General features: G+C 72.3%; 21 protein-coding genes. 9 read left to right on the top strand and 12 right to left on the bottom strand.

All coding sequences use genetic code 11. From position 1 onward, the window contains the following. Positions 1–14: 14 nt before the first annotated feature. Complete coding sequence (locus ACGFIZ_RS20755) at positions 15–254, top strand: hypothetical protein (protein WP_393421497.1); 240 nt, start codon at positions 15–17, stop codon at positions 252–254. 49 nt (positions 255–303) lie between these two features. Here ACGFIZ_RS20755 and ACGFIZ_RS20750 read toward each other — a convergent pair whose 3' ends face one another. Next, complete coding sequence (locus ACGFIZ_RS20750; protein ID WP_393421495.1) at positions 304–723, bottom strand: transposase; 420 nt, start codon at positions 721–723, stop codon at positions 304–306. A gap of 486 nt (positions 724–1,209) precedes the next feature. On the opposite strand from ACGFIZ_RS20750, the gene rox reads away from it, so the two are divergent. Then, entirely contained in the window at positions 1,210–2,631 is a 1,422-nt protein-coding gene (rox, locus tag ACGFIZ_RS20745) for a rifampin monooxygenase (RefSeq protein WP_393421579.1), read from the top strand. 499 nt (positions 2,632–3,130) lie between these two features. Here the strand turns inward: rox and ACGFIZ_RS20740 are convergent, their stop codons facing one another. Continuing rightward, positions 3,131–3,418, bottom strand: coding sequence for a WXG100 family type VII secretion target (locus ACGFIZ_RS20740; protein WP_393421493.1), 288 nt, complete (start codon positions 3,416–3,418; stop codon positions 3,131–3,133). A gap of 24 nt (positions 3,419–3,442) precedes the next feature. Then, positions 3,443–3,943 (bottom strand): hypothetical protein, encoded by a 501-nt coding sequence (locus ACGFIZ_RS20735; RefSeq protein WP_393421491.1) that lies wholly within the window; start codon positions 3,941–3,943, stop codon positions 3,443–3,445. 676 nt (positions 3,944–4,619) lie between these two features. Between ACGFIZ_RS20735 and ACGFIZ_RS20730 the strand changes: the two genes are divergently transcribed. Both ACGFIZ_RS20730 and ACGFIZ_RS20725 read left to right on the top strand, forming a co-directional pair. Continuing rightward, positions 4,620–8,231 carry a DUF4132 domain-containing protein gene (locus tag ACGFIZ_RS20730; protein ID WP_393421489.1) on the top strand — a complete coding sequence of 1,204 codons (3,612 nt, stop codon included), beginning with the start codon at positions 4,620–4,622 and terminating at the stop codon, positions 8,229–8,231. 292 nt (positions 8,232–8,523) lie between these two features. Then, positions 8,524–9,093, top strand: coding sequence for a maleylpyruvate isomerase N-terminal domain-containing protein (locus ACGFIZ_RS20725; protein ID WP_393421577.1), 570 nt, complete (start codon positions 8,524–8,526; stop codon positions 9,091–9,093). Here ACGFIZ_RS20725 and ACGFIZ_RS20720 read toward each other — a convergent pair. After that, a complete protein-coding gene (locus ACGFIZ_RS20720) occupies positions 9,082–9,858 on the bottom strand; it encodes a TioE family transcriptional regulator (RefSeq protein ID WP_393421487.1) in 777 nt (258 codons plus the stop codon). The genes ACGFIZ_RS20725 and ACGFIZ_RS20720 overlap by 12 nt on opposite strands. Positions 9,859–9,917: 59 nt before the next feature. Here ACGFIZ_RS20720 and ACGFIZ_RS20715 point away from each other — a divergent pair, with 59 nt between their 5' ends. After that, complete coding sequence (locus ACGFIZ_RS20715) at positions 9,918–11,120, top strand: erythromycin esterase family protein (RefSeq protein WP_393421485.1); 1,203 nt, start codon at positions 9,918–9,920, stop codon at positions 11,118–11,120. Here the strand turns inward: ACGFIZ_RS20715 and ACGFIZ_RS20710 are convergent. After that, positions 11,098–11,643, bottom strand: a complete 546-nt coding sequence (locus ACGFIZ_RS20710; RefSeq protein WP_393421483.1) for a DUF1992 domain-containing protein — start codon at positions 11,641–11,643, stop codon at positions 11,098–11,100. The two genes, ACGFIZ_RS20715 and ACGFIZ_RS20710, sit on opposite strands and share 23 nt — an antisense overlap. Before the next feature lie 172 nt (positions 11,644–11,815). Here ACGFIZ_RS20710 and ACGFIZ_RS20705 point away from each other — a divergent pair, with 172 nt between their 5' ends. Then, entirely contained in the window at positions 11,816–12,220 is a 405-nt protein-coding gene (locus tag ACGFIZ_RS20705) for a YkvA family protein (protein ID WP_393421481.1), read from the top strand. A 70-nt stretch (positions 12,221–12,290) separates the two neighbouring features. Here the strand turns inward: ACGFIZ_RS20705 and argG are convergent, their stop codons facing one another. Then, complete coding sequence (argG, locus tag ACGFIZ_RS20700; protein ID WP_393421479.1) at positions 12,291–13,739, bottom strand: argininosuccinate synthase; 1,449 nt, start codon at positions 13,737–13,739, stop codon at positions 12,291–12,293. Between the two features lie 149 nt (positions 13,740–13,888). Between argG and ACGFIZ_RS20695 the strand changes: the two genes are divergently transcribed. Together ACGFIZ_RS20695 and ACGFIZ_RS20690 are read left to right on the top strand one after the other, a co-directional pair. Then, the gene (locus tag ACGFIZ_RS20695) at positions 13,889–14,539 is read left to right on the top strand and encodes a LysE family translocator (RefSeq protein WP_393421477.1); all 651 of its coding nucleotides are present in this window, start codon (positions 13,889–13,891) and stop codon (positions 14,537–14,539) included. Between the two features lie 55 nt (positions 14,540–14,594). Further along, positions 14,595–15,746 (top strand): hypothetical protein, encoded by a 1,152-nt coding sequence (locus ACGFIZ_RS20690; RefSeq protein WP_393421476.1) that lies wholly within the window; start codon positions 14,595–14,597, stop codon positions 15,744–15,746. A gap of 100 nt (positions 15,747–15,846) precedes the next feature. Here ACGFIZ_RS20690 and ACGFIZ_RS20685 read toward each other — a convergent pair whose 3' ends face one another. The 4 genes from ACGFIZ_RS20685 to ACGFIZ_RS20670 all read right to left on the bottom strand — a co-directional run bounded on the left by ACGFIZ_RS20685 (position 15,847) and on the right by ACGFIZ_RS20670 (position 18,655). After that, entirely contained in the window at positions 15,847–16,227 is a 381-nt protein-coding gene (locus ACGFIZ_RS20685) for a VOC family protein (protein ID WP_393421474.1), read from the bottom strand. Positions 16,228–16,443: 216 nt separating this feature from the next. Then, entirely contained in the window at positions 16,444–17,670 is a 1,227-nt protein-coding gene (locus ACGFIZ_RS20680) for an RNA polymerase sigma factor (RefSeq protein WP_393421472.1), read from the bottom strand. Continuing rightward, entirely contained in the window at positions 17,667–17,990 is a 324-nt protein-coding gene (locus ACGFIZ_RS20675) for a YciI family protein (RefSeq protein ID WP_393421470.1), read from the bottom strand. The genes ACGFIZ_RS20680 and ACGFIZ_RS20675 overlap by 4 nt, the downstream gene beginning before the upstream one ends. Before the next feature lie 53 nt (positions 17,991–18,043). Further along, positions 18,044–18,655 carry a dihydrofolate reductase family protein gene (locus tag ACGFIZ_RS20670; RefSeq protein WP_393421468.1) on the bottom strand — a complete coding sequence of 204 codons (612 nt, stop codon included), beginning with the start codon at positions 18,653–18,655 and terminating at the stop codon, positions 18,044–18,046. Positions 18,656–19,008: 353 nt separating this feature from the next. On the opposite strand from ACGFIZ_RS20670, the gene ACGFIZ_RS20665 reads away from it, so the two are divergent. After that, entirely contained in the window at positions 19,009–19,350 is a 342-nt protein-coding gene (locus ACGFIZ_RS20665; RefSeq protein ID WP_145777784.1) for an RNA polymerase-binding protein RbpA, read from the top strand. Between the two features lie 65 nt (positions 19,351–19,415). Here ACGFIZ_RS20665 and ACGFIZ_RS20660 read toward each other — a convergent pair whose 3' ends face one another. Further along, positions 19,416–19,955: an FxsA family protein gene (locus ACGFIZ_RS20660; protein WP_393421466.1), complete on the bottom strand. Its 540-nt coding sequence runs from the start codon at positions 19,953–19,955 to the stop codon at positions 19,416–19,418. Positions 19,956–20,007: 52 nt separating this feature from the next. Next, on the bottom strand, positions 20,008–20,820 hold the full coding sequence (locus ACGFIZ_RS20655; protein ID WP_393421464.1) for a polyprenol monophosphomannose synthase: 813 nt from the start codon (positions 20,818–20,820) through the stop codon (positions 20,008–20,010). Positions 20,821–20,840 lie beyond the last annotated feature (20 nt).

Below are 20,840 nucleotides of genomic sequence, written 5' to 3'. Positions count from 1 at the left end.
GCCTGCCCGGCTAGTTGTTCCCCGTCCGCCGCGCCGGCCAACCCCTCACCCTCGACACGATCGCCCCGCTCATCCGGGACCTCGGTATCCCGACCGTCCCCGGCCGCCTGGCCGCACCGCGCCAGCTCGTGCTCCAAGCCCCAGCACCGGTCGTCGCCCAGGCCCTCGGCTTCCACCACCACACCACCCAACGGCACCACGCCGCCGCCAGCGGCACTTGGAACCGCTACAGCCCAACCCGCAACGCACCGTGACTGGCAAGCGGTGAATACAAGACGATTGGATTACCACACCCTGCCAGTCTCAAGCGCCGACCTGCACCGACCAGCCGATGCGGTGCAGCAGGTACGACGTGCCGCGCAGCGTGTACCGGGTGTGGAACATCCGCGCGATCAGATCCGACACCCGCGCCAGGGTCCAGCGTTGATCGTCACCGAACCCGTGCGCGGTCGGCCCCTCATCCAGGGCCTCAGCCAGACGCCGTAACCGCGGCTCGTCGAGGCGGCACCGCGACCCGCCGGGGCCTTTCGGCGCGAGGGCGTCCTCGCCTCCGGCCCGCCACTGCTGCCGCCAGCCGTACACCGCGGTCTGCGACACCCGCAACCGCGCCGCGATCTCCGGCACCGACACCCCCTCGGCGAACCACCCAGCCGCCCGCCGCCGCACCGCCTCACGCTTCGTCCGCCCCCGCGCCGACAGACCACCACCATCGGGATACCTCATACCAACGGGCACTACCCCAGATCGGCGTGACCACGCATCACAGTGGACCAAGCTGACCATTCAAGATCTGTAGCCGCAACACACTGTGATCAGCGGACAGGGAATACAGGACAGTCGGGCTACCGCACCCTGCCAGTCGGACAGGCCAGTTGGCCCGCCGCGGTGGCGATAGGTTGGCGGGTAAAGGACTGGACGGGATGATGCTCAGGCTTGTAGCTTGCAGTTGCCCGTGACGCCGCCCGAGGAGGTGAGACCCATGAACGCTGGATCGATGTGGGTGCTCCCCCTTCCCGTCACGGTCGGGCGACTGACGTAGGTGTCGCCGGGAGCGCCTCGCCAACAAGGCACTCCCGAAAGGCAACACCTGTGCACTCTCTACAGTTCACCGCCGAGCCGTCGTCGACCGAGACGGCCGAGCGCGACTTCACCGCGGGCGACGTCCCCGGACTCCCATCGCCGGCCTCCGGCGCCGACCGTGCGCCCCTCATGTTCGACGTGATCATTGCCGGGTGCGGGCCGACCGGTGCGATGCTGGCCGCCGAACTGCGGCTGCACGATGTGCGGGTACTCGTCCTGGAGAAGGAAACCGAGCCCGCATCGTTCGTCCGCATCGTCGGCCTGCATGTTCGCAGCATCGAGCTGATGGCAATGCGCGGGCTGCTGGAGCGCATTCGCGAACGCGCAAGACAGCGTCCGGCCGGCGGCTTCTTCGCCGCCATCGACAAACCCGCGCCCGGGGGCCTGGACTCCGCGCACGCCTATCTGCTGGGCATCCCGCAGCCGGTCATCGTTCACCTGCTCGAAGAACATGCGGTCGAACTGGGTGCGCAGGTCCGGCGCGGTTGTGCGGTGGCCGGCTTCGAGCAGGACGACGACGGTGTGACCGTCGAGCTGGCCGACGGGGAACAGCTGCGTTCACGCTATCTCGTCGGCTGCGACGGCGGGCGCAGTACGGTGCGCAAACTGCTCGGCGTCGGCTTCCCCGGCGAGCCCTCGCGGACCGAGACGCTGATGGGCGAGATGGAAGTGGGTGTGCCGCAGGAGGAGATCGCCGCCAAGGTGACCGAGATTCGCGAGACCCATAAGCGATTCTGGCTCCGGCCCTTCGGCGCAGGGGTCTACAGCGTCGTGGTCCCCGCCGCGGGGGTCAGCGATCGCACGGAGCCGCCCACCCTGGAGGATTTCAGACGACAGTTGCGCGCCATCGCCGGAACGGATTTCGGCGTGCACTCCCCGCGCTGGTTGTCCCGCTTCGGGGACGCCACCCGGCTGGCCGAGCGTTACCGGGTCGGGCGGGTGCTGCTGGCCGGCGATGCGGCGCACATCCATCCGCCCGCCGGCGGTCAGGGCCTCAACCTGGGCGTCCAGGACGCGTTCAACCTCGGCTGGAAACTGGCCGCACAGATCCGCGGTTGGGCGCCGGAAACACTGCTGGACACCTACCAGGCCGAACGTCGCCCGGTCGCCGAGGACGTGCTGGACAACACCCGCGCCCAGATGGAACTGTCGTCCCCCGAACCGGGCCCGCAGGCCGTGCGCAGGCTCCTCACCGAACTGATGGACTTCGACGAGGTGAACCGCTATCTGATCAAGAAGATCACCGCGATCGGCATCCGCTACGACTTCGGCGCAGGCCCCGACCTGCTCGGCCGGCGCCTGCGTGACATCGACGTGGAACAGGGCCGCCTGTACGGTCTGCTGCACCGCGGCCGCGGCCTGCTGCTGGACCGCACCCAACGCCTGACCGTCGGCGGCTGGTCGGACCGGGTCGACTACCTCGGGGATCCCACGGCGGCACTGGATGTTCCGTGCGTCCTGCTTCGCCCCGACGGCCACGTCGCCTGGATCGGCGACGATCAGCAGGACCTGGACGACCACCTCTCCCGCTGGTTCGGCAAACCCAACTAGCCCATCGCGGCCCCTGGGCACGCCCGTGCGGTGGGCGGCCAGAGCGGTAGGTTTGCGAGTGGGCAGCGTGGCCGGGTCCCGAGGGGCGGGCGTGGTAGCGGCTGCGGCGATCGTGGAAGCGGAGGGACGCGTTGACGGGGCTCGCGCAGGACGGCACCGAGATGTCACGCGGTGCACGCCTGGCCAGGTACAGCGAGGCGTGCACCGCGTTGGCGCTACCGAGCGACCGCCGGCTCGGACCAACTCGTGGACGGTGCCCGCATCGTCGGGTCCGGTACAACGATGAGTTGCGTGAGCGTGCGACTCGGTTGGCCGTCGAGGCTCGCCGGGATCCAGCCAGCGCGGTCGGAGCGATCCGGCGGATCGCCGTTCAGCTCTGGCGGACCGATGTGACCCTCGACAAGTCCCATCATCCCAGCCCAGAGGGCACTTTCACGTTCACGCCTCGCCACCACAGCTAGCCCTCGTGAAGGCGCGAGGTTAGTGAGCCAATTGACGGTCACTCACCTTCGATCCGTCCGAGTGGGGCCAACGGCTTGTGGACAACCATGCCCCTCCTGAGTTGGCCGGGGAGAGGCTGTTCGCTGGCCCAACTGCCGGCCTGCATGGCGTTGTCGTCTTCGGTCGTGGTGGTCAGTTGCGAGTACTGCTGCATGCTCTGGTTGAGCTTGTCCAGGCCCTGCTGGACCTTCCGGAAGCCGGCCAGCCACTGCTGGACGGCCTCAAGGAACCGCGGCGCGGCCGTGTCGCTCGACCACGAGCGGATCAGCGCCTCGGTTGCGGCCACGACGTTCCGGTGGCTGTCCCTGGCCTAGATCTGGGCCTGAGCGAACGCCACGACCATGCCGGTGATGGTCGCCTCGCCGGCCATCAGGCCGAACTCGCCACCCACGACCCCTCTGTTGGGTGCTGCCATAATGACTCTCTCCTTGTCTGTCATCCGGCGGCTGTCGCGCCGGAAGGTCCGTAACGTGGTCGCGCCCGCCACGTCCGTCCGGTGGGTCGGGCCGCGGCGGCAGCAGCCGGGCCGGGACTCCGGGTCGGGGTACCGCCAGGCCAGCGCGTCCTGCTGTTCCGCCGCGTGCTGGCGGATCTGCCCCCTGGTCTGGGACAGGTAGCGGAAGTAGTCGCGCCGGTCGCCGTTGATCTGCTGGTTGCGGTTGCCGTTGTTCATCGTCATCTGGAACACGGCCATACGCGGCATGCCGCCGCCCATCTCGACCAGCATGACCATGCCCATCAGGCCTCTGAGCGAGTTGCTCATCATCATGAACGTGAACCCGCCGGTCATCAGCAGACTCGGCAGGATCATCCCGAGCGAGCGGAACCCGGCGGGCTGGACCGCCGGAACGACCGGCGGCTCCCGCAGGGTGATCTCGCCGTGCGGCAGCTCGGGCCCGTTGCGGCGGGCCGGCCGCCGGATAGTCTGGTGCTCACATCCCTTACACGGCTGCGAGCCGGAAAGGGTTCACCGGTGAGCGTACCCTCCGAGCCGCGCTCGCCGAGTTCATCCGCGAGCTCATCGTCGCGGGGACGAACGGGGGCCTGGCCGCCGCCCGCGCCCGGACCGGCGGGCGCCCCTCGGGCATCACGCCCGAGCTCTTGTGCGCGGCCCGCGACATGCTCCCCAACCCGGAGAGCAGCATCGAGTCCATCGCGAAACTCCTCGGCGTTTCCGCCGGCACCCTCTACAACCACATCCCCGACCTGCGTGAACTACGCGCCTCCCGCGTTCCGCGCCAACTCGAAGGCAGTACCTCGCAGCTCACGGCGGAGCCGTTGTGGCCTTTGGCCTCACCTTGGCTGGACTATGGTGCAGGGCCGCCAGCGGCCGTTGTCAGTGACCGGGTCTACCGTGGGGCCTGTCGATCGCCCACGTCGCGGGCGGGTTCATCAGAGGAGCGCTGACCTGGGGTCGGCGTGGGTCCGAGGAAGGGGCGGCCGTGCGGCGCTGGGAGTTGGCTGACGGGGGAGAAAACAGTCCGACCATGTTCTGGGAGGTTGGGTCGGACGGCGCGATGGTGATTGTCCGTCACGGAGAGGCCGGTGCACCGGGGCGTACGCGGGTCGAGGACTGCGGCTCGGCGACGGCCGCGGAGGCGTACGTGGCCGAGGCCGTGCGAGAGAAGGAACGCGAGGGGTACGCGCCCGTGGGCGCCGGCCACACGCCGGACGCCGGGGGCACCGGAAACGCCGAAGATGCTGCGACGACACCCGACGAGGACTCCTTCGTGATGCCCGTCGCCTGGCGGCACAGGGTCCGCCCGCGCTGGGGCGGCATCGAGCGGTTCACGCACGTCCCCCATGGGGCGGCTCTCGACCACTGGGACAGGCGGCTCGCGGCGGCGAAGGAGGAGTGGACCGGCACGGTCCTCGACGGGGACGTCCCGGGCGTCGACCCTGAGCTGGCAGCCGCCGCACGCCGCTACTTGAAGGGGACGGCGGATCCGGTCGGCGCCGCGGTCCTGGCCGTGATCACCGACCGCGGGAAGTTGCTGTACGAAGAGGTCGTCGACGCCTGGGATCTGCGGCACGGGCTGGTCTTCGCGGCCCGTGCCACGGTGGAGCTGTTCGAGCTCGACCACGAGAGCGGCCAGGACCGGACCACCAGGCTGGCCGTCCTGCCCGAGGGCGACTCGCCGCCGCGGCAACGGCTGTGGTTGCGCCGGAGCGCCGCCGACCGGGTGCGGACGCTGCTGTCGATGGCCGGTGAGGACCAGTACCGCGAGGTGGTGGCGGCTCTGGCCGCGCACCGCGGCGGTGCGCGGCGCCGAATTGTGGTGTCGTATCTGGTCCCGGGCGAGACCGACTGGGTCGCGGAGTGCTGCGCCGACCCGGGGGAGAGCGGCCGGGAAGATCATGTCGTACGCGCCATGCTGTTCGAGTCGCTGAACGACGAGGAGCAGCTGCGTGCTCTGCTGCGGGCGGGCGGCGTGCCCGCCTACGACGGCAGGCTCTCCACCGCGGCCACCGTCGCCGAGGGCGTCGGCCCGGCCGTCGCCGCGCTGATCGCGGAGATCTGGCAGCACCGTACGCCTTCCTACGGGGCATCGGCGGAAGAACAGGCGGGCATCTTGGCGGAGCTGCCGACGGACGAGGCGTTCGAGCTGCTGATGTCCCACGCGGACGACAAACAGGTGCGTCCGGCGCTGCTGGAGGCGGTGCGCCGGTATCCGGTGCGCGCGGCCCGCCTGCTGGCCGGCCGGGCGGCGCCCGCCCCGGGCCGCAACTCCTTCCTGCTGGGCCAGTTGCTGACCGCGCATGTGGCCACGCACGGTGAGCTGCTGAAGTCGCGGATCGCACAGTTCCCGCCCAAGGCCGCCGAGGTGGTGCGGGAGCTGCTGCACCCGGCCGCCGCCGACGCCCCCGCCGCCGCGCTGCCCGAGCTGCTGGTGAGCCCGCCGTGGACAGGCAGGCGGACGGCGCCGAAGCCGAGAATCGTCAAGGGGCTCGTCGCCGGGGAGGAGACCCGCATGCTGTGGCAGCCCGGCGAGCGCGAGGCATGGGCTGCCGCCGTCGAGGAGCCCACGCGGCGGGTGCGGCGCCGGCAGAACGAGCCGTATCCCGACGTCCGAACCCTGTGGGAGCAGTTCACGGACCTCGACAACTATCGTCTGGCCGCCCTGTTCGCCGACGGCCCGGATACGTACCGCCCGCTGCTGGCGCAGTGGACTCCCCAGCACATGTGGGAGCTCGTCAAGGAGCTGAAGCCGGTGGCCGCCCGATGGGAGGAGGACGCGCTGCCGCCGCTGCTGCACGCCGCGTCGCGGCAGCCCGCTGTGGCCGGCGGGCTGCTCCTGCCCTATCGGCAGCTGGAGGTCGCGCGGCTGATGGCCGACTGGTTCGTGCGGCTGAAGTCCGTCGCGGCCACGACCCGCGCCTGGTTCGCCCGGCACGGCGCGGACGCCGCCGCGCTGCTGGTGCCCGACGCGGCCGGTCCGGCGGGCGCCGCCCGCCACAGCGCCGAGCACGCGCTGCGGGCCATCGCCGCCACGCACGGCAAGGACGCCGTGCTCGACGCGGCGGCCGGTCACGGCCCCAAGGCGGTCGACGCTGTCCGGGACCTGCTGTCGGCCGACGGTCTGGAGCTGGCGCTGCCGTCGAAGATGCCGCGGCCCGCCGCCTGGGCGGACCCCCGGCTGCTGCCGCGCGTGCTGCTGCGTGGCCGGGCCTCGGCGCTGCCGGCCGAGTCCGTGCGCCATCTGCTGAGCATGCTGGCGATCTCCCGGCCGGGCGCGGTCTATACGGGCGTGGAGATGGTGAAGGAGGCGTGCGATTCCGAGTCGCTGGCCGCCTTCGCCTGGTCCCTGTTCGAGCAGTGGCGGCTGTCCGGGATGCCGGCCAAGGAAAGCTGGGCGCTGCATGCCCTGGGGTGGCTCGGCGACGACGACACGGTGCGCCGGCTGGCGCCGATCCTGCGGAACTGGCCCGGCGAGGGAGCGCACCAGCGGGCCGTGGAGGGCCTGGACGTGCTGGCGGCCATCGGCAGCGACGTGGCCCTGATGCATTTGCACGGGGTGTCCCAGCGCGTGAAATTCAAGGCGCTCAGGACGCGCGCCATGGAGAAGATCGAGCAGGTGGCGGCCGATCTGGGGCTCTCCGGCGAGGAACTCGCCGACCGGCTGGTGCCGGACTTCGGGCTGGACGCCGACGGCTCGACCGTCGTGGACTACGGGCCCCGGCGCTTCACCGTGGGCTTCGACGAGCAATTGCGGCCGTACGTCCTGGACCAGGACGGCAAGCGGCGCAAGGACCTGCCCAAACCGGGTGCCCGCGACGACGCCGAGTTGGCGCTGACGGAACGCAAGCGGTTCATGGCGCTGAAGAAAGACGTGCGGACGGTGGCCTCGGACCAGGTGCGCCGGCTGGAGGGCGCGATGGTCGCGGGCCGCAGCTGGACGACCGGTGAGTTCCGCGAGCTGTTCGTCACCCATCCCCTGCTGTGGCATCTGGTGCGGCGGCTGGTGTGGCTGTGCGTCCCGGCCGGGGCTTCGGAGAGGGCTCTGTACGGGACCCCGGCCATCAGCGGCGCTGGTGCGGTGACGGCGTTCCGGGTAGCGGAGGACCGCACCTTCGCCGACGTACGGGATGAGGAGTTCACGTTGCCGGAGGACGCCTCGGTGCGGCTGGCGCACCCGCTTCACCTCGGCGAGGAGCTGACGGAGTGGAAGGAGTTGTTCGCCGACCACGAGATCCTGCAGCCTTTCCCACAGCTCGGCCGCGCCGTGCACCGGCTCACGGACGACGAGGCGGCCGGCGACCGGTTGGAGCGGTTCGAGAACATCACCGTGCCGACAGCCAAACTGCTCGGCCTGGAACGGCGCGGCTGGAAACGCGACGAGCCGATGTTCGCGGGTGTGCAGTGCTGGCTGTCCAAGCGGGTCGCGAAGGACCGCTGGATCATCGTCAGTCCGTCGGAGGGGTTCACGATCGGCGCCGTCGACGTCTCCACCGAGCAGTCGCTGGAATTCGTAGGGCTGTCCGAGCAGCCCAGTGCGTGGAACCCGCCCGGGGAGCCGTCCACGCTCGCCTTCGCCGAACTCGACCCGGTGACCGCGTCCGAGCTGCTCGCCGATCTCACGGAGCTGGTGGCGCGGTGACGACCGACGCACCACACTGCGCGGGCACAGCTCGGGGACGGCGCCGCGGCACGCGACACCACGGCCGGCACGACGCAGGAGGAGTCATCCGCACCGCCCGCGACCTGCGGCCCACCCCGGCCGCCCGATCACCTCGAACGGACCTGACACGAAGTGCCTTTCCGGCAGTGGAGACGGACAAATTTTTCGGGCCGGCGGACGACTCGCGGTCGCGGGGAGCAGCGCGGCGGCTGAGGCAACGCGGGCGCCGGTGCGCGAGGATGCGGGGATGGGTGGGGCGCAGGCGGCGGGGATGGGTGGGGCGCAGGTCCGGGAGGCGGTCGCCGAGATGATCGGCGTGCTCGGGCCGCACACGGGGCGGGACTGGACGGTGCCGGCCGGCGACCTGGACTGGAGTTGCTGGACGACGGCCGCGCACGTGGCGCACGACCTGCTCGCGTACGCCGGGCAGTTGGCCGGCCGGCCGGCTGACCGCTACCTGCCGTTCGACCTGGCCGTGTCCCCCACCGCGACCCCCGCGCAGGTGCTGACCGTCGTCGCCGCCTGCGGTGCCCTGCTCGCCGCCGCCCTCGACACCGCCGACCCCGCCCTGCGGGCCTGGCACTTCGGCCCCTGCGACCCGACCGGGTTCGCGGCCATGGGGGTCGCCGAGGCGCTGCTGCACACGGTGGACGTCACCCGGGGCCTGGGCGTTGCCTGGCAGCCGCCCGCCGCGCTCGGCGCCGGCGTGCTGGCCCGGCTGTTTCCCGACGCCCCGCCGGGGCCGCCCGCCGAGGTGCTGCTGTGGATGACCGGGCGGGGCGAGTTCGACGGGCGGCCCCGGCGCACGTCGTGGACGTGGCGTGCCGCCCTACCCGGATGAGGGACGCACAACGGGCCTACCCGCGGGGGATGACTGCGCCCGCATCTGGCCTGCCTCCGTTCGGCAGGCGAGGTAGGCGTCCAACGCGGCGGCGCCGGCGAGCATGGCGTGGCCGCGGGCCGAGAGGCGGGCGCGCCAGTCGCGCAGCATCGACTCGAGCGGGGCGACGCCCCCGGCGCAGCGGACCTGGGCGATCAGCGGGGCGATCTGTTCCAGCAGGTAGCCGCCGCGTCTGAGCTGATGGGCCAGTAGCGCGTCGCGCACGTCGGCCGCGGTGTAGACGCGGTAGCCCGTCCGCGGGTCGCGGCGTGGCTGGACCAGGCCGGCGCGTTCCCATTTGCGCAGGGTGGCCGGGCGGATGCCGAGCCTTCTCGACAGGGGGCCGACGAAGGTGTCGCCGCGTTCGGGTGGCACGGGCTCGAGGTCGCGGAGCGCGGCTTCGACGGCCTGGAGGGTGCGGCGGTCGTCGAGCAGTTGGGCGTGACTCTCGTCGATGAGCCGAAGCGCGTCCTCGGTCGCGTCCCGGTTGACCGCCTGCATGATCGACGTGGCCATCTGGTGGCCGTGTCCGGTCACGAGGGCGAGGAACGCGTTCAGGGCGCTCGCGTGCAGCGGTGTGTAGGTGCGGTAGCCGTGGGAGGTCCGCCCGGCCTCCGGGAGGATACCGGCCGCCTCGTAGTTCCTGACCGCCTGCGTGGACAGGCCGTACCCGCGCGCCAGGTCGATCGGCCTCAGCCGGTGCCCCTCTTGAAGGTTTCGCCTCACTGCCCCGCCATAACTTACGTAAAAGTCTCCACCGTTGGTTCAACGATACCGTTTACGGTATGACTGCTGGCATCACAGAAATCGCCTGTGCCGTTGACGCTGCCGCCGTCACGAGGTTGCTCCCGGCCCGGCCGCGCCTGCTCGCCGTGGGTGAGCCCACGCACGGCGAGGACGTCCTGCTCGAGGTGCGCAACGATCTGTTCCGGCAACTCGTCGAGCGGGAGGGCTACCGGACAATCACCATCGAGAGCGACTGCATGATGGGCCTGGTCGTGGACGACTACGTCGGATCGGGTACGGGCACCCTCGACGAGGTCATGGGGCGCGGCTTCAGCCACGGGTTCGGCGCGTCTGCGGCCAACCGCGAGCTGGTGCGCTGGATGCGTGCGTACAACGACGGCCGGCCCGCGTCGGCGCGGCTGCGCTTCGCCGGTTTCGACGGCCCACTGGAGATCACCGGCGCCGCGAGCCCTCGGCAGGCCCTCACCGCACTCCACGCCTACCTCGCCGCCCGGGTCGACGTCGACCTGCTCCCCTGCACCGCGGAAACGCTCGACCGCCTGCTCGGCGCCGACGACCGGTGGACCGATCCCGCCGCGATGACGGATCCGTCCCGGTCCGTGGGGCGGACGCCCGAGGCCAGGCGGTTGCGGCTGCTCGCCGACGACCTGGTGGCCCTGTTCGACACGCAGACGCCACACCTGATCGCGGCGTCCTCGCGGGACGAGTGGGACCGGGCACGCCTGTACGGCCGTACCGCCACCGGGCTGCTGCGGTACCACTTCTGGATGGCCGACACGTCACCGGGCCGCATGGCGCGGCTGCTGGGAGCCCGGGCGTCGATGATGGCCGCCAACCTGCTCGCCGTCGCCGAACGGGAGCCGGCTCTGGTGTACGCCCACAACGCGCACCTCCAGCGGGACAAGAGCAGGATGCAGATGTGGGAGGGGCCGGTGGAGTGGTGGAGCGCCGGGGCGATCGTCAGCGCCCATCTCGGCGAGGGGTACGCCTTCCTGGCCACGGCCGTCGGCACGATCCGCCACCACGGCGTGCAGACCCCACCCGCGGACACCGTCGAAGGGCTCCTGTACGCGCTCCCGGAGGACCGGTACGTCGTCGACGCCCGCCGACTGGCCGCCGTCCTCGGCGACGTGCCGCCCGCTGCCCGGGTCTCCCCCTGGTTCGGCTACGCCCCGCTGGACCCGGCGCACCTGGCCAGAACGGACGGGGTCGTGTTCGTCAGGGACGCCCCGCCCCGCTGAGCACGCCCGCGTCCTGCACCGGTCCTCCCCCGCCCCCGGTGTTCCTCCGGCGGCCGCGCCAGGGCAGCCGCCAGCGCCAACGCGCACGCCGAGGGGCGGTGGCCTCGGGCCGGGGCGTCGTCGCGGCGGCGGCGCGGGCCTCCCGGTCGGCGCGCCACCGGCGTACGGCGTCGTCGGCGTTGACGGGCCGCACGGCGACCCGCGGGCCGGTCGGGCTGCGCAGCCAGGCCATGACCTGGGCGTTGAGGTCGCCCACGTACGCCCGCACCGCCTGCTCGGTGGGCAGGTCGCGTACCTCGTCGGGGACCTGCTCGATCTTCTTGCGCAGCAGCAGCGGGGTGGGCAGCAGCAGGTCGGTGGGCAGGTCTTCCCGCTGCAGGAAGCTCTTGATCCACCACGACTCGTCGTAGGGCAGGTTCCGTCCGGGGATCGGCTTGCCCATACCGGGCAGGTTGTCGAATTCGCCGCGTTCCTGGGCGGTGCGGATCTCCGCCTCGGCCTTCGCTTCCCATCCACCGGTCACCGTCGCCACCCCCTCCGGCCCCCACCGTAACGTGCCTTCCGACTGGGCAGCGCCGTCGGCGGGGCGGGCATTCCCGGGTGGGCGGTGGGCGACCGTGGGCGCCGGGGCATAGATTGCCCCGGGGCGCGGCGCGCCCCGGTCGGCGTACGCGGCAGGGGAAGGACCACGGCGGATGCGTGACTGGCTGATCGGCCTGGCGGTGGCGGTGGGCTGCCTGCTGGCCAGTTGGGCGGTGTTGGTGCTGCTGGCCCGGCGGCTGCCGCCGGGCATCCTGCGGGACCTGGCCGCGTTCATCCCGGACTGCCTCACCACGGTGCGCCGGCTGCGCGCCGACCCGCGGGTGCCCCGCCGGGCGAAGATCGCCGTCGTGGTGGCCGGGTTGTGGGTGGCCAGCCCGATCGACCTGATCCCGGAGTTCCTGCCGGTGATCGGCCCGCTCGACGACATCGTCGTGGTCGCGCTGGCGCTGCGCTACGCCGGGCGGCAGGTCCCCCGGGAGGTGCTGCTGGCGGCGTGGCCCGGGGAACCTCGACTGCTCAACCGGCTCCTCGGCCCGCCGGGCGGGCAGGGCGCGTAGCACGACGCGCGGCCCCTCGCGTCGTCGCCGCGGGGGGCCGCGCGTCGGGTGCTCGACCCGCCGTCGGCGGTCAGTCGGTGCCGGACTCCATCGCCACGCGGTCGAGCAGTTCGTCGCCGGGGACCTCCCCGCGGGAGGCGATCGCCTCGGCGCCGCCCTCGGGCAGCGCGCCGATCAGCCCGGTCGAGGCCGGCTGCGCGGCGCCGATCAGCCGCGGGTGCCCGTTGCCGCCGAGGATCCCCAACCCGGCGTACTGCTCCAGCTTGGCCCGGGAGTCGGCGATGTCGAGGTTGCGCATGGTCAGCTGGCCGATGCGGTCGACCGGCCCGAACGCGGAGTCCTCGGTCCGCTCCATCGACAGCTTGTCGGGGTGGTAGCTGAACGTCGGCCCGGTGGTGTCCAGGACCGAGTAGTCCTCGCCGCGGCGCAGGCGCAGGGTCACCTCGCCGGTGACGGCGGAACCGACCCAGCGTTGCAGCGACTCGCGCAGCATCAGCGCCTGCGGGTCCAGCCAGCGGCCCTCGTACAGCAGCCGGCCCAGTCGCCGCCCCTCGGTGTGGTAGCTGGCCAGGGTGTCCTCGTTGTGGATGGCGTTGACCAGCCGCTCGTACGCCGCGTGCAGCAGCGCCATGCCCGGCGCCTCGTAGATGCCGCGGCTCTTGGCCTCGATGATCCGGTTCTCGATCTGGTCGGACATGCCCAGGCCGTGGCGGCCGCCGATGGCGTTGGCCTCCAGCACCAGGTCGACGGCGGAGCCGAACTCCTTGCCGTTGATCGTCACCGGGCGGCCCTGCGCGAAGCCGATCGTGACGTCCTCGGCGGCGATCTCGACGGCCGGGTCCCAGAACCGCACACCCATGATCGGCTCGACGATCTCGATGCCCGCGTCGAGGTGTTCGAGGGCCTTCGCCTCGTGGGTCGCGCCCCAGATGTTCGCGTCGGTGGAGTAGGCCTTCTCCGTGCTGTCCCGGTAGGGCAGGTCGCGGGCGAGCAGCCACTCGGACATCTCCTTGCGGCCGCCGAGCTCGCTGACGAAGTCGGCGTCCAGCCAGGGCTTGTAGATCCGCAGGGACGGGTTGGCGAGCAGGCCGTAGCGGTAGAACCGCTCGATGTCGTTGCCCTTGAAGGTGGAGCCGTCGCCCCAGACCTGCACGTCGTCCTCGAGCATCGCGCGCACCAGCAGGGTGCCGGTGACGGCGCGGCCGAGCGGGGTGGTGTTGAAGTAGGTACGGCCGCCGGAGCGGATGTGGAACGCCCCGCACGCCAGGGCCGCCAGCCCCTCCTCCACCAGTGCGGCCCGGCAGTCGACCAGGCGGGCGACCTCGGCGCCGTAGGCGGTGGCGCGTCCGGGCACGGAGGCGATGTCGAGTTCGTCGTACTGGCCGATGTCGGCGGTGTAGGTGCAGGGCACCGCGCCCTTCTCGCGCATCCACGCGACAGCTACGGAGGTGTCGAGGCCTCCGGAGAAGGCAATTCCGACACGTTCGCCGACAGGCAGGGAGGTGAGCACCTTGGACACGAGTAAGAGTATATGCACACGACTGCATGACCATGCAAGCCGGGTGGTGTTCCACCTACCTGTGACTGGTGACGTGGGCCACTTCGGTCGGTCGGCCTCGACAGGCCGTAGGGTCTGCCGCGGAGGGCGGCGAGGAACGGGGGCGGGACGTGGTCGAGGCGGCGGCGGTGCTGGGAGTCGCGCTGGTGGCGTTGGGGCTGGTGCTCACGCCCGGGCCGAACATGCTCTACCTGGTGTCGCGGTCGGTGACGCAGGGCCGCCGGGCCGGGCTGGTGTCGCTGGCCGGGGTGGCCGTCGGGTTCGGCGTGTACCTGGCCGCCGCGGTCGCCGGCATCGCCACGGTGTTCGTGCTGGTGCCGACGCTGTACGCGACGGTGAAGCTGGCCGGGGCGGCGTACCTGCTGTGGCTGGCCTGGCAGGCGGTGCGCCCGGGCGGCCGGTCGGCGTTCGCGCCGGCGCCGCTGCCCCCGGACCCGCCCCGGCGGCTGTTCACCATGGGACTGGTCACCAACCTGCTCAACCCGAAGATCGCGATCCTGTACGTGTCGCTGCTGCCGCAGTTCGTCGACCCCCAGCGCGGGCACGTGGCGACGCAGAGCCTGCTGCTGGGGCTGGTGCAGATCGCCATCGCGTTGACCGTCAACGCGCTGATCGTGCTCACCGCCGGGTCGATCGCGTCGTTCCTGGCCCGCCGCCCGACGTGGCTGCGCGTGCAGCGGTACGTGATGGGCACGGTGCTGGCCGCGCTGGCCGTACGCATCGCCGCGGACCGTTCCCGCGCCGCGGTGACCGCCGGCTGACGGCCCGAGCGCCGGCGGCGGACCCGCCACGGCACGCCGATAGACTCCCCGGTCGATGGACGCCGAGGCACCGCTGACCGAGACCCGTCCCTGCGCGCACTGCGGACGCCCGGTGCCGCAGCGGGCCGGCGCCGGCCGGCCGTTCCGCTACTGCCGGGACAACGACGGCGCCTGCCAGCGGGCCTCCCGCAACGGCCGGATGCGCCACCGCAACGCCCCCGGCCTGCCCGGCCAGGTGGCCCGCACCTGGGAGGCGGTGGACCGACTCGACCAGATCGTGCAGACCCTGACGGAGGCGCTGCACGCCGAGTTGTCCCCCGACGGCGTCGAGCGGCAGCTGGCGCAGCTGCGCGCGGAGACGGCGGCGCAGGTGGCGCGGGCGCACACCGACCGCGACGAGGCCCGCCGCGAGGCCGAGGACGCCGCCGCGACCGCGGCCCGGGCCCGGCAGGAGGCCCAGCAGGCGTACGCGCAGCGCGCCGCCGCCGAGCAGCGCGCCGCCCGGGCCGAGCAGGAGTCGGCGCAGGCCGTACAGCGCGCCGACGCCGCGGAGGCGGCGCGTGACGCCGCGCGCGGGGAGGCGGGCGCGGCGCAGGCGCTGCGAACGCAGGCCGAACGGGACCGTGACGCGGCCCGCGACGAACTACGCGCCGTACGCCAGGAGCGCGACGCGCAGCGGCGGCGGGCCGAGGACCTGGCCGCGCAGCGCGACGCCGCCCGCACCGACGCGCAGCGCACCGCCCGGGCGGCCGAGGAGGCGCGGCAGCGCGCGGAGCGGGCCGACACCGAGGCGGAACGGGCCCGCGCCGACGCCCGGCGGGCCCGCGAGCAGGCTGACGCCGCGCTCGCCGAGGCCGGCCAGGCCCGCGAGCTGGCCGAGCGGCTGCGCGTCGAGGCGACCGACGCGCGGCGGGCCGCCGACGGGGAGCAGGCGTCGGCGCGGGCGGCCCGCCAGGAGACGGCGGCGGCGTCGGCGCGGGCAGCCGAGGCGCTCGCCGCGCGCGACGCGCTTGCCGCCGAGCTGACCGCCGCCCGGCAGGCCGCCGCGGCCGTGCAGGGCCGCCTCGGTGAACTGGAGGTACGGCTGCGCGCCGCCGAGGCCGAGCGGGACGCGGCGCAGCGGCGCGCGGCGCAGCTGGTGGACCAGGTCAGCGACCTGGCGGCGGCGTTGGCCCGGCTGGGCGCCCCGACGAACCCGCCCCGCTGACCGGGCCGGCCGTACCCGCCAGGCATCGCGCCCGTTCGACGGGCGACGGCGCCAGGTTCCGTGGTACGACCATGGTCATCGCCCGCCCGAGGAAGGGGAATTAGCCTCCGCGTGGTTGGCTCACGCCGAGAATGTTGCCTTCGCTGTCCTTGAACCAGGCGCCGCGCATCGTCGCGAACTCTGCCACGCCGTTGACTGTTTTGAGACCAGGCAGGTCGTACTCCTCGAACGTCACGCCGCGCCCCCGGAGGTCCGTCATCTCGGCGTCGAGGTCGGCGACCACCCAGGCCGCCAGCGTGTGGGGCGCCTGCCCGGCATTGGAGGTGGGATAGATGAAGAACTGGGTTCCACCGGACTCAAGATGGACTGCGTCCTCGGCCTCCCTGGAGATCGTCAGGCCCAGGGTGTCGCGATAGAAGCGCTTGGCCCGCTCCATGTCGCTCGCTGGAATAGCCGCCTGCGCCGGTGCGTCTGTCAACATGATGGCTCACCTCCTGCGACAGCGTAACCAGCAGCAGGCCGGCAAGGTTCCGCTTTATCCCACTTCCGGTGTCGCCGAAACCGACCTGGATCTTGCCGCGCCAGCCGCCCCTTCCAGCGGTGATCTACAACGCCGGGCCGTGAGACGTGGCGAGCAGCCGCCGTGGGGCTGGTCGGTCGCCGCTGCGCGCGGGGTTTCGATCGGGATCCGTGGGCACTACCGCAGTTGGCCGCGGCGGCGGGTCAGGTAGGCGGTCTCGGCGGTGTTGCCCGCCAGCTCGAGGGCTTTGTCGTAGGCCGCAAGCGACTGCTGACCGCGGCCCAGCCGGCGCAGCAGGTCGGCGCGGGTGGCGTGGTAGGCGTGATATCCGGCCAACCTGTGCTCAAGGCGGTCGACGGCAGCCAGTGCCACCTCCGGGCCGTCGAGCTCGGCGACCGCGACGGCCCGATTGAGGGCGATGACCGGCGAGGGGTCGAGGCGGACGAGCTGGTCGTAGAGGGCGAGGATCTGTGACCAGTCGGTGTCGCGTACGTCGCGGGCGCAGGTGTGCACGGCGTTGATCGCCGCGAGGATCTGGTAGCGACCCGGAGCCACCCCGGCCGCCAGGCGCTCGCGCACCAGCCGATGACCCTCGGCGATCAGCGCCTTGTCCCAGGCGCCACGGTCCTGCTCGTCGAGGGCGACCAGTTCGCCGCCGGCCGAGACCCGGGCGGTGCGGCGGGCCTCGATCAGAAGCATCAGCGCCAGCAGCCCGGCCACCTCACCGTCCTCGGGCAGGAGGGCACGGATCAGGCGAGTGAGCCGGATCGCCTCGGCGGTCAGGTCGTGCCGTACGGGGTCGGTGTCGGAGCCGGTCGCCAGGTAGCCCTCGTTGAAGACGAGAAAGAGGACGCCGAGCACGCCGGTGACGCGGGCCGGGAGATCCTCGGCGGACGGCATCCGATAGGGGATGCGCGCCGCCTTGATCTTGGCCTTCGCGCGGGTGATCCGCTGCCCCATGGCACTCTCGGCGACCAGGAAGGCGCGGGCGATCTCGGGCACGGTCAGACCGCCGACCATGCGCAGCGTCAGCGCCAGGCGGGCTTCCATCGCCAGCGCCGGGTGACAGCAGGTGAAGATCAGCCGCAGCCGGTCGTCGTCGATGGCGCCGAGAGGCTCGGGTGGGGTGCTGTCGTACACCATCTGAGCCTCCTTGTGCTTGTCGTCGCGCTTGCTCTCACGCCGGATCCGGTCGATGGCCTTGCGAACGGCGGTGGTGGTCAGCCAGGCGCCGGGGTTGGGCGGCACGCCGTCGGCCGGCCACCGCTCCACGGCGGTCGCGAACGCCTCGGCCGCCGCCTCCTCGGCGATGTCAAGGTCACCGAAACGCCTGGTCAGGGCGGCCACCACCCGGGCCCACTCGTCGTGGTGGGCCCGGGTGACCGCCGTCTCTACGTCGTTCACCGGAACGGCCGCACCTCGATCTTCCGATCGCAGATTCTCGACGCCTCGGTGGCGAGCTTGAGCGCCACATCCAGATCGGGGACCTCCCACACCCAGACGCCGGCGAGGTACTCCTTCGACTCCACGAAAGGCCCGTCGCTGATTACGGCCTGCTCGCCCCGGTTGTCGACGACCGTGGCCGTGTCGGTGTCCGCGAGTCCGCCCGCGAAAACCCAGTAGCCCTCGGCGATCAGTCGTTCGTTGAACGCGCTGATGGCTGGCTGCCTGTCCGTGCTGCCGGGATTGCTCCTGTCATCGATCACGGAAACCAGGTATCGCATCTGAAGATCATCTCCTCTGGGGTCAAGACAGCGTGCTTCGGTGGTCAGGGACGTCACGCCGTTGCATACCGCGGGCGCCCGGCCGGCCGGTAGACCTGGATCGTCACGCCCTTCGAGTCGACCCGCGACTGGACCAGGTCGAGCGCAAGATCCGGACCGGTCGCCGGGAACAGTCTCGCGCCCTGGCCGAGGATCACCGGGATCACGATCAGAGTCATCTCGTCGACCAGATCGTTCTCCAGCAGCCACCGGGTCAGGGCGCCGCTGCCGTGCACCTGCAGCTCACCCCCGGGCTTGGCCTTCAGCTCACTGACGGCCGCCGCGAGGTCACCGCGGAGAACGGTCGTGTCCTCCCAGCGCGGCGCGGTGAGCGTGGTCGAGGCAACGTACTTGGGGGCCTCGGTCAGGGCCACGCCGATGGGATGTGCGCGCATCTGGTCGATCGATCCCCAGGAGCCGGCGAACAACTCGTAGGTACGCCGGCCGAACAGGAACGCCTCGGCGCGCTGGTAGGTCTGCGTGATGAACGTCCTGGTCTCGTCGTCACCCGCCCCCCGGGCCCAGCCGCCGCGCTCGAATCCGTTCCTGCGGTCCTCATCCGACGCGGCGCCGTTTCCCTGCATCACCCCGTCGAGGGTGACCTGGGTCATGGTCGTCAGCTTCATGGTCGCGGTTCCTTCACCCCGGCGCCGCCCCCTGCGGGCGGCCTCACCCCTGCTACGAACACCACCGCCCCGATCCGACACCGCCACCCGGATTCTTGACGGACTTTCCGCGACGCCGGTCGTCAGCGCACGACAGTTTCGCCCGCAACGGCTTGCGGCCGCGCCGGAGGGGCCACTGAACCGACACGCCGGACGACCCCGTCGGGTGCCTGACCCGGCCGGTTACCCTTGCCGGGGGCATCGGCCGCGCCGCGTCCCGCCGACGCGGAGACCGGGCGGCGGGAATGGCCCGGCCGGCGTGGACCGTTACACCGAGAAGACCAGCACCACCATCCAACGAGGGGAAGTCGATCATGGGCGAGCGTATGCTGCGCGGAAGCCGTCTGGGCGCGGTCAGCTACGAATCCGACCGGAACACGGAGCTCGCGCCGCGTCAGTCCCGCGAGTACCTGTGCGCCAAGGGCCACCAGTTCGAGGTGCCGTTCGCCGTCGACGCGGAGGTCCCCACCACCTGGGAGTGCAGGTTCGACGGCAGCGTCGCCCGGCTGGTCGACGGCAGCGAGCCGGAGCAGAAGAAGGCCAAGCCGCCGCGCACGCACTGGGACATGCTGCTGGAGCGGCGTTCCATCGCCGAGCTGGAGGACATCCTCGCCGAGCGGCTGCAGGAGGTCCGCACCCGCCGCGGCCGCGCCTGAGCCTGACGTCACGAAACGCCCCCGGGAGGCATCCCGGGGGCGTTTTCCGTCGGCTTCCAGAACCGTCAGCGGCCCGGTTCGACGATCTCCCCCTCGATGGCCCGGCCGCCGTCGACCACCGTCGGCTGCTGCTGCTGCTGCTGCTGCTGCGGCGGCGGCGGCGGGGTGGGCTGCGGCTCGCCGCGGCGCACCCGCACCCGGCGCGGCCCGAACAGGTCACCGGCGACCATCGACGACACCCGCCGCTCGGCGACCCGGCGCAGCCCGACCCGGGCCGCACCCCGCAGCGGCGGCACCAGCAGCAGCACCCCGAACAGGCCGCTGACCAGCCCGGGCGTGGCCAGCAGCAGCGCCCCCGCCAGACCGACCAGGCCGTCGGTGACCTGCGGGCCGGGCGGCTGGCCCGACGCCGCGGCGGCCCGGAACCCACGCCAGGCACGCATGCCCTCCCGGCGCAGCAGCACCAGACCGACCAGCGACGCGGCGAACACCAGCAGCACCGCCACGCCGAACCCGACGGCCCGGCCCACGCCGACGAACACCGCCAACTCCAGCAGCACCGCCACCAGCAGGGCCAACGGTACGAGTCTCAGTCCTCGGCGCATCTCACCCCATCGCGTCGCTCCCGGCCGGATTCCAGCATGACACGCCGACGCGTCACGGCCACCGCACCTGGCCGTCGGGGGTGCCGTGCAGGGCACGCCGCCACGCCGTACGCCGGTCCTGCACCCCCCACACGGTGATCCGCCACAGCGCCTCCGCCACGATCAGCGGGCTCATCTTGCTCGCCCCACGTTCCCGCTCCGCGAAGGTGATCGGCACCTCCACGATCCGCGCCCCCGCCCGATGCGCCAGCCGCGACAACTCCACCTGGAACGAGTAGCCCTGCGAGCACACCGACTCCAGGTCCACGGCGTCCAGCACGCCCAACCGGTACACCCGGTACCCGCCGGTGGCATCCGCCACCGGCATGCCCAACGCCAGCCGCGCGTACAGGTTCCCGCACCGCGACAGCAGCAGCCGCCGCAGCGGCCAGTTCACCACCCGCGCCCCACGCGTCCACCGGGACCCGATCACCACGTCGGCGTCGCCGGCGGCGGCCAGCAGCCGCGGCAGGTCCTCCGGGGCGTGCGAGCCGTCGGCGTCCATCTCCACCACCGCGTCGTAGCCGCGGTCGCGGGCCCACGCGAACCCCGCCAGGTACGCCGCGCCGAGGCCCTGCTTACCGGGGCGGTGCAGCACGTGCACCCGCCGGTCGGTGCCGGCCATCGCCTCGGCGATCGTCCCGGTGCCGTCGGGGCTGTTGTCGTCGGCGATCAACACGTCCACCTCGGGGGCGGCGCGGCGGACCCGCTCCACGACCGTGGTGACGTTGTCGGCCTCGTTGAAGGTGGGAATGACCACCAGCACCCGCCGCAACGCCGGCCGGCTCTCGGCCGCCGTGCCGGTGGTGCCGACCGTTCCGCTCACCGCATCCTCCGCCCCCGCGC

Origin of the sequence: Micromonospora sp. NPDC048830, assembly GCF_043198215.1 — a bacterium.
In the GTDB taxonomy this organism is placed as follows: Bacteria; Actinomycetota; Actinomycetes; order Mycobacteriales; family Micromonosporaceae; genus Micromonospora.
Note: the sequence above shows the minus strand (reverse complement) of the source record. Positions and strands in the feature narration are given on the sequence as shown.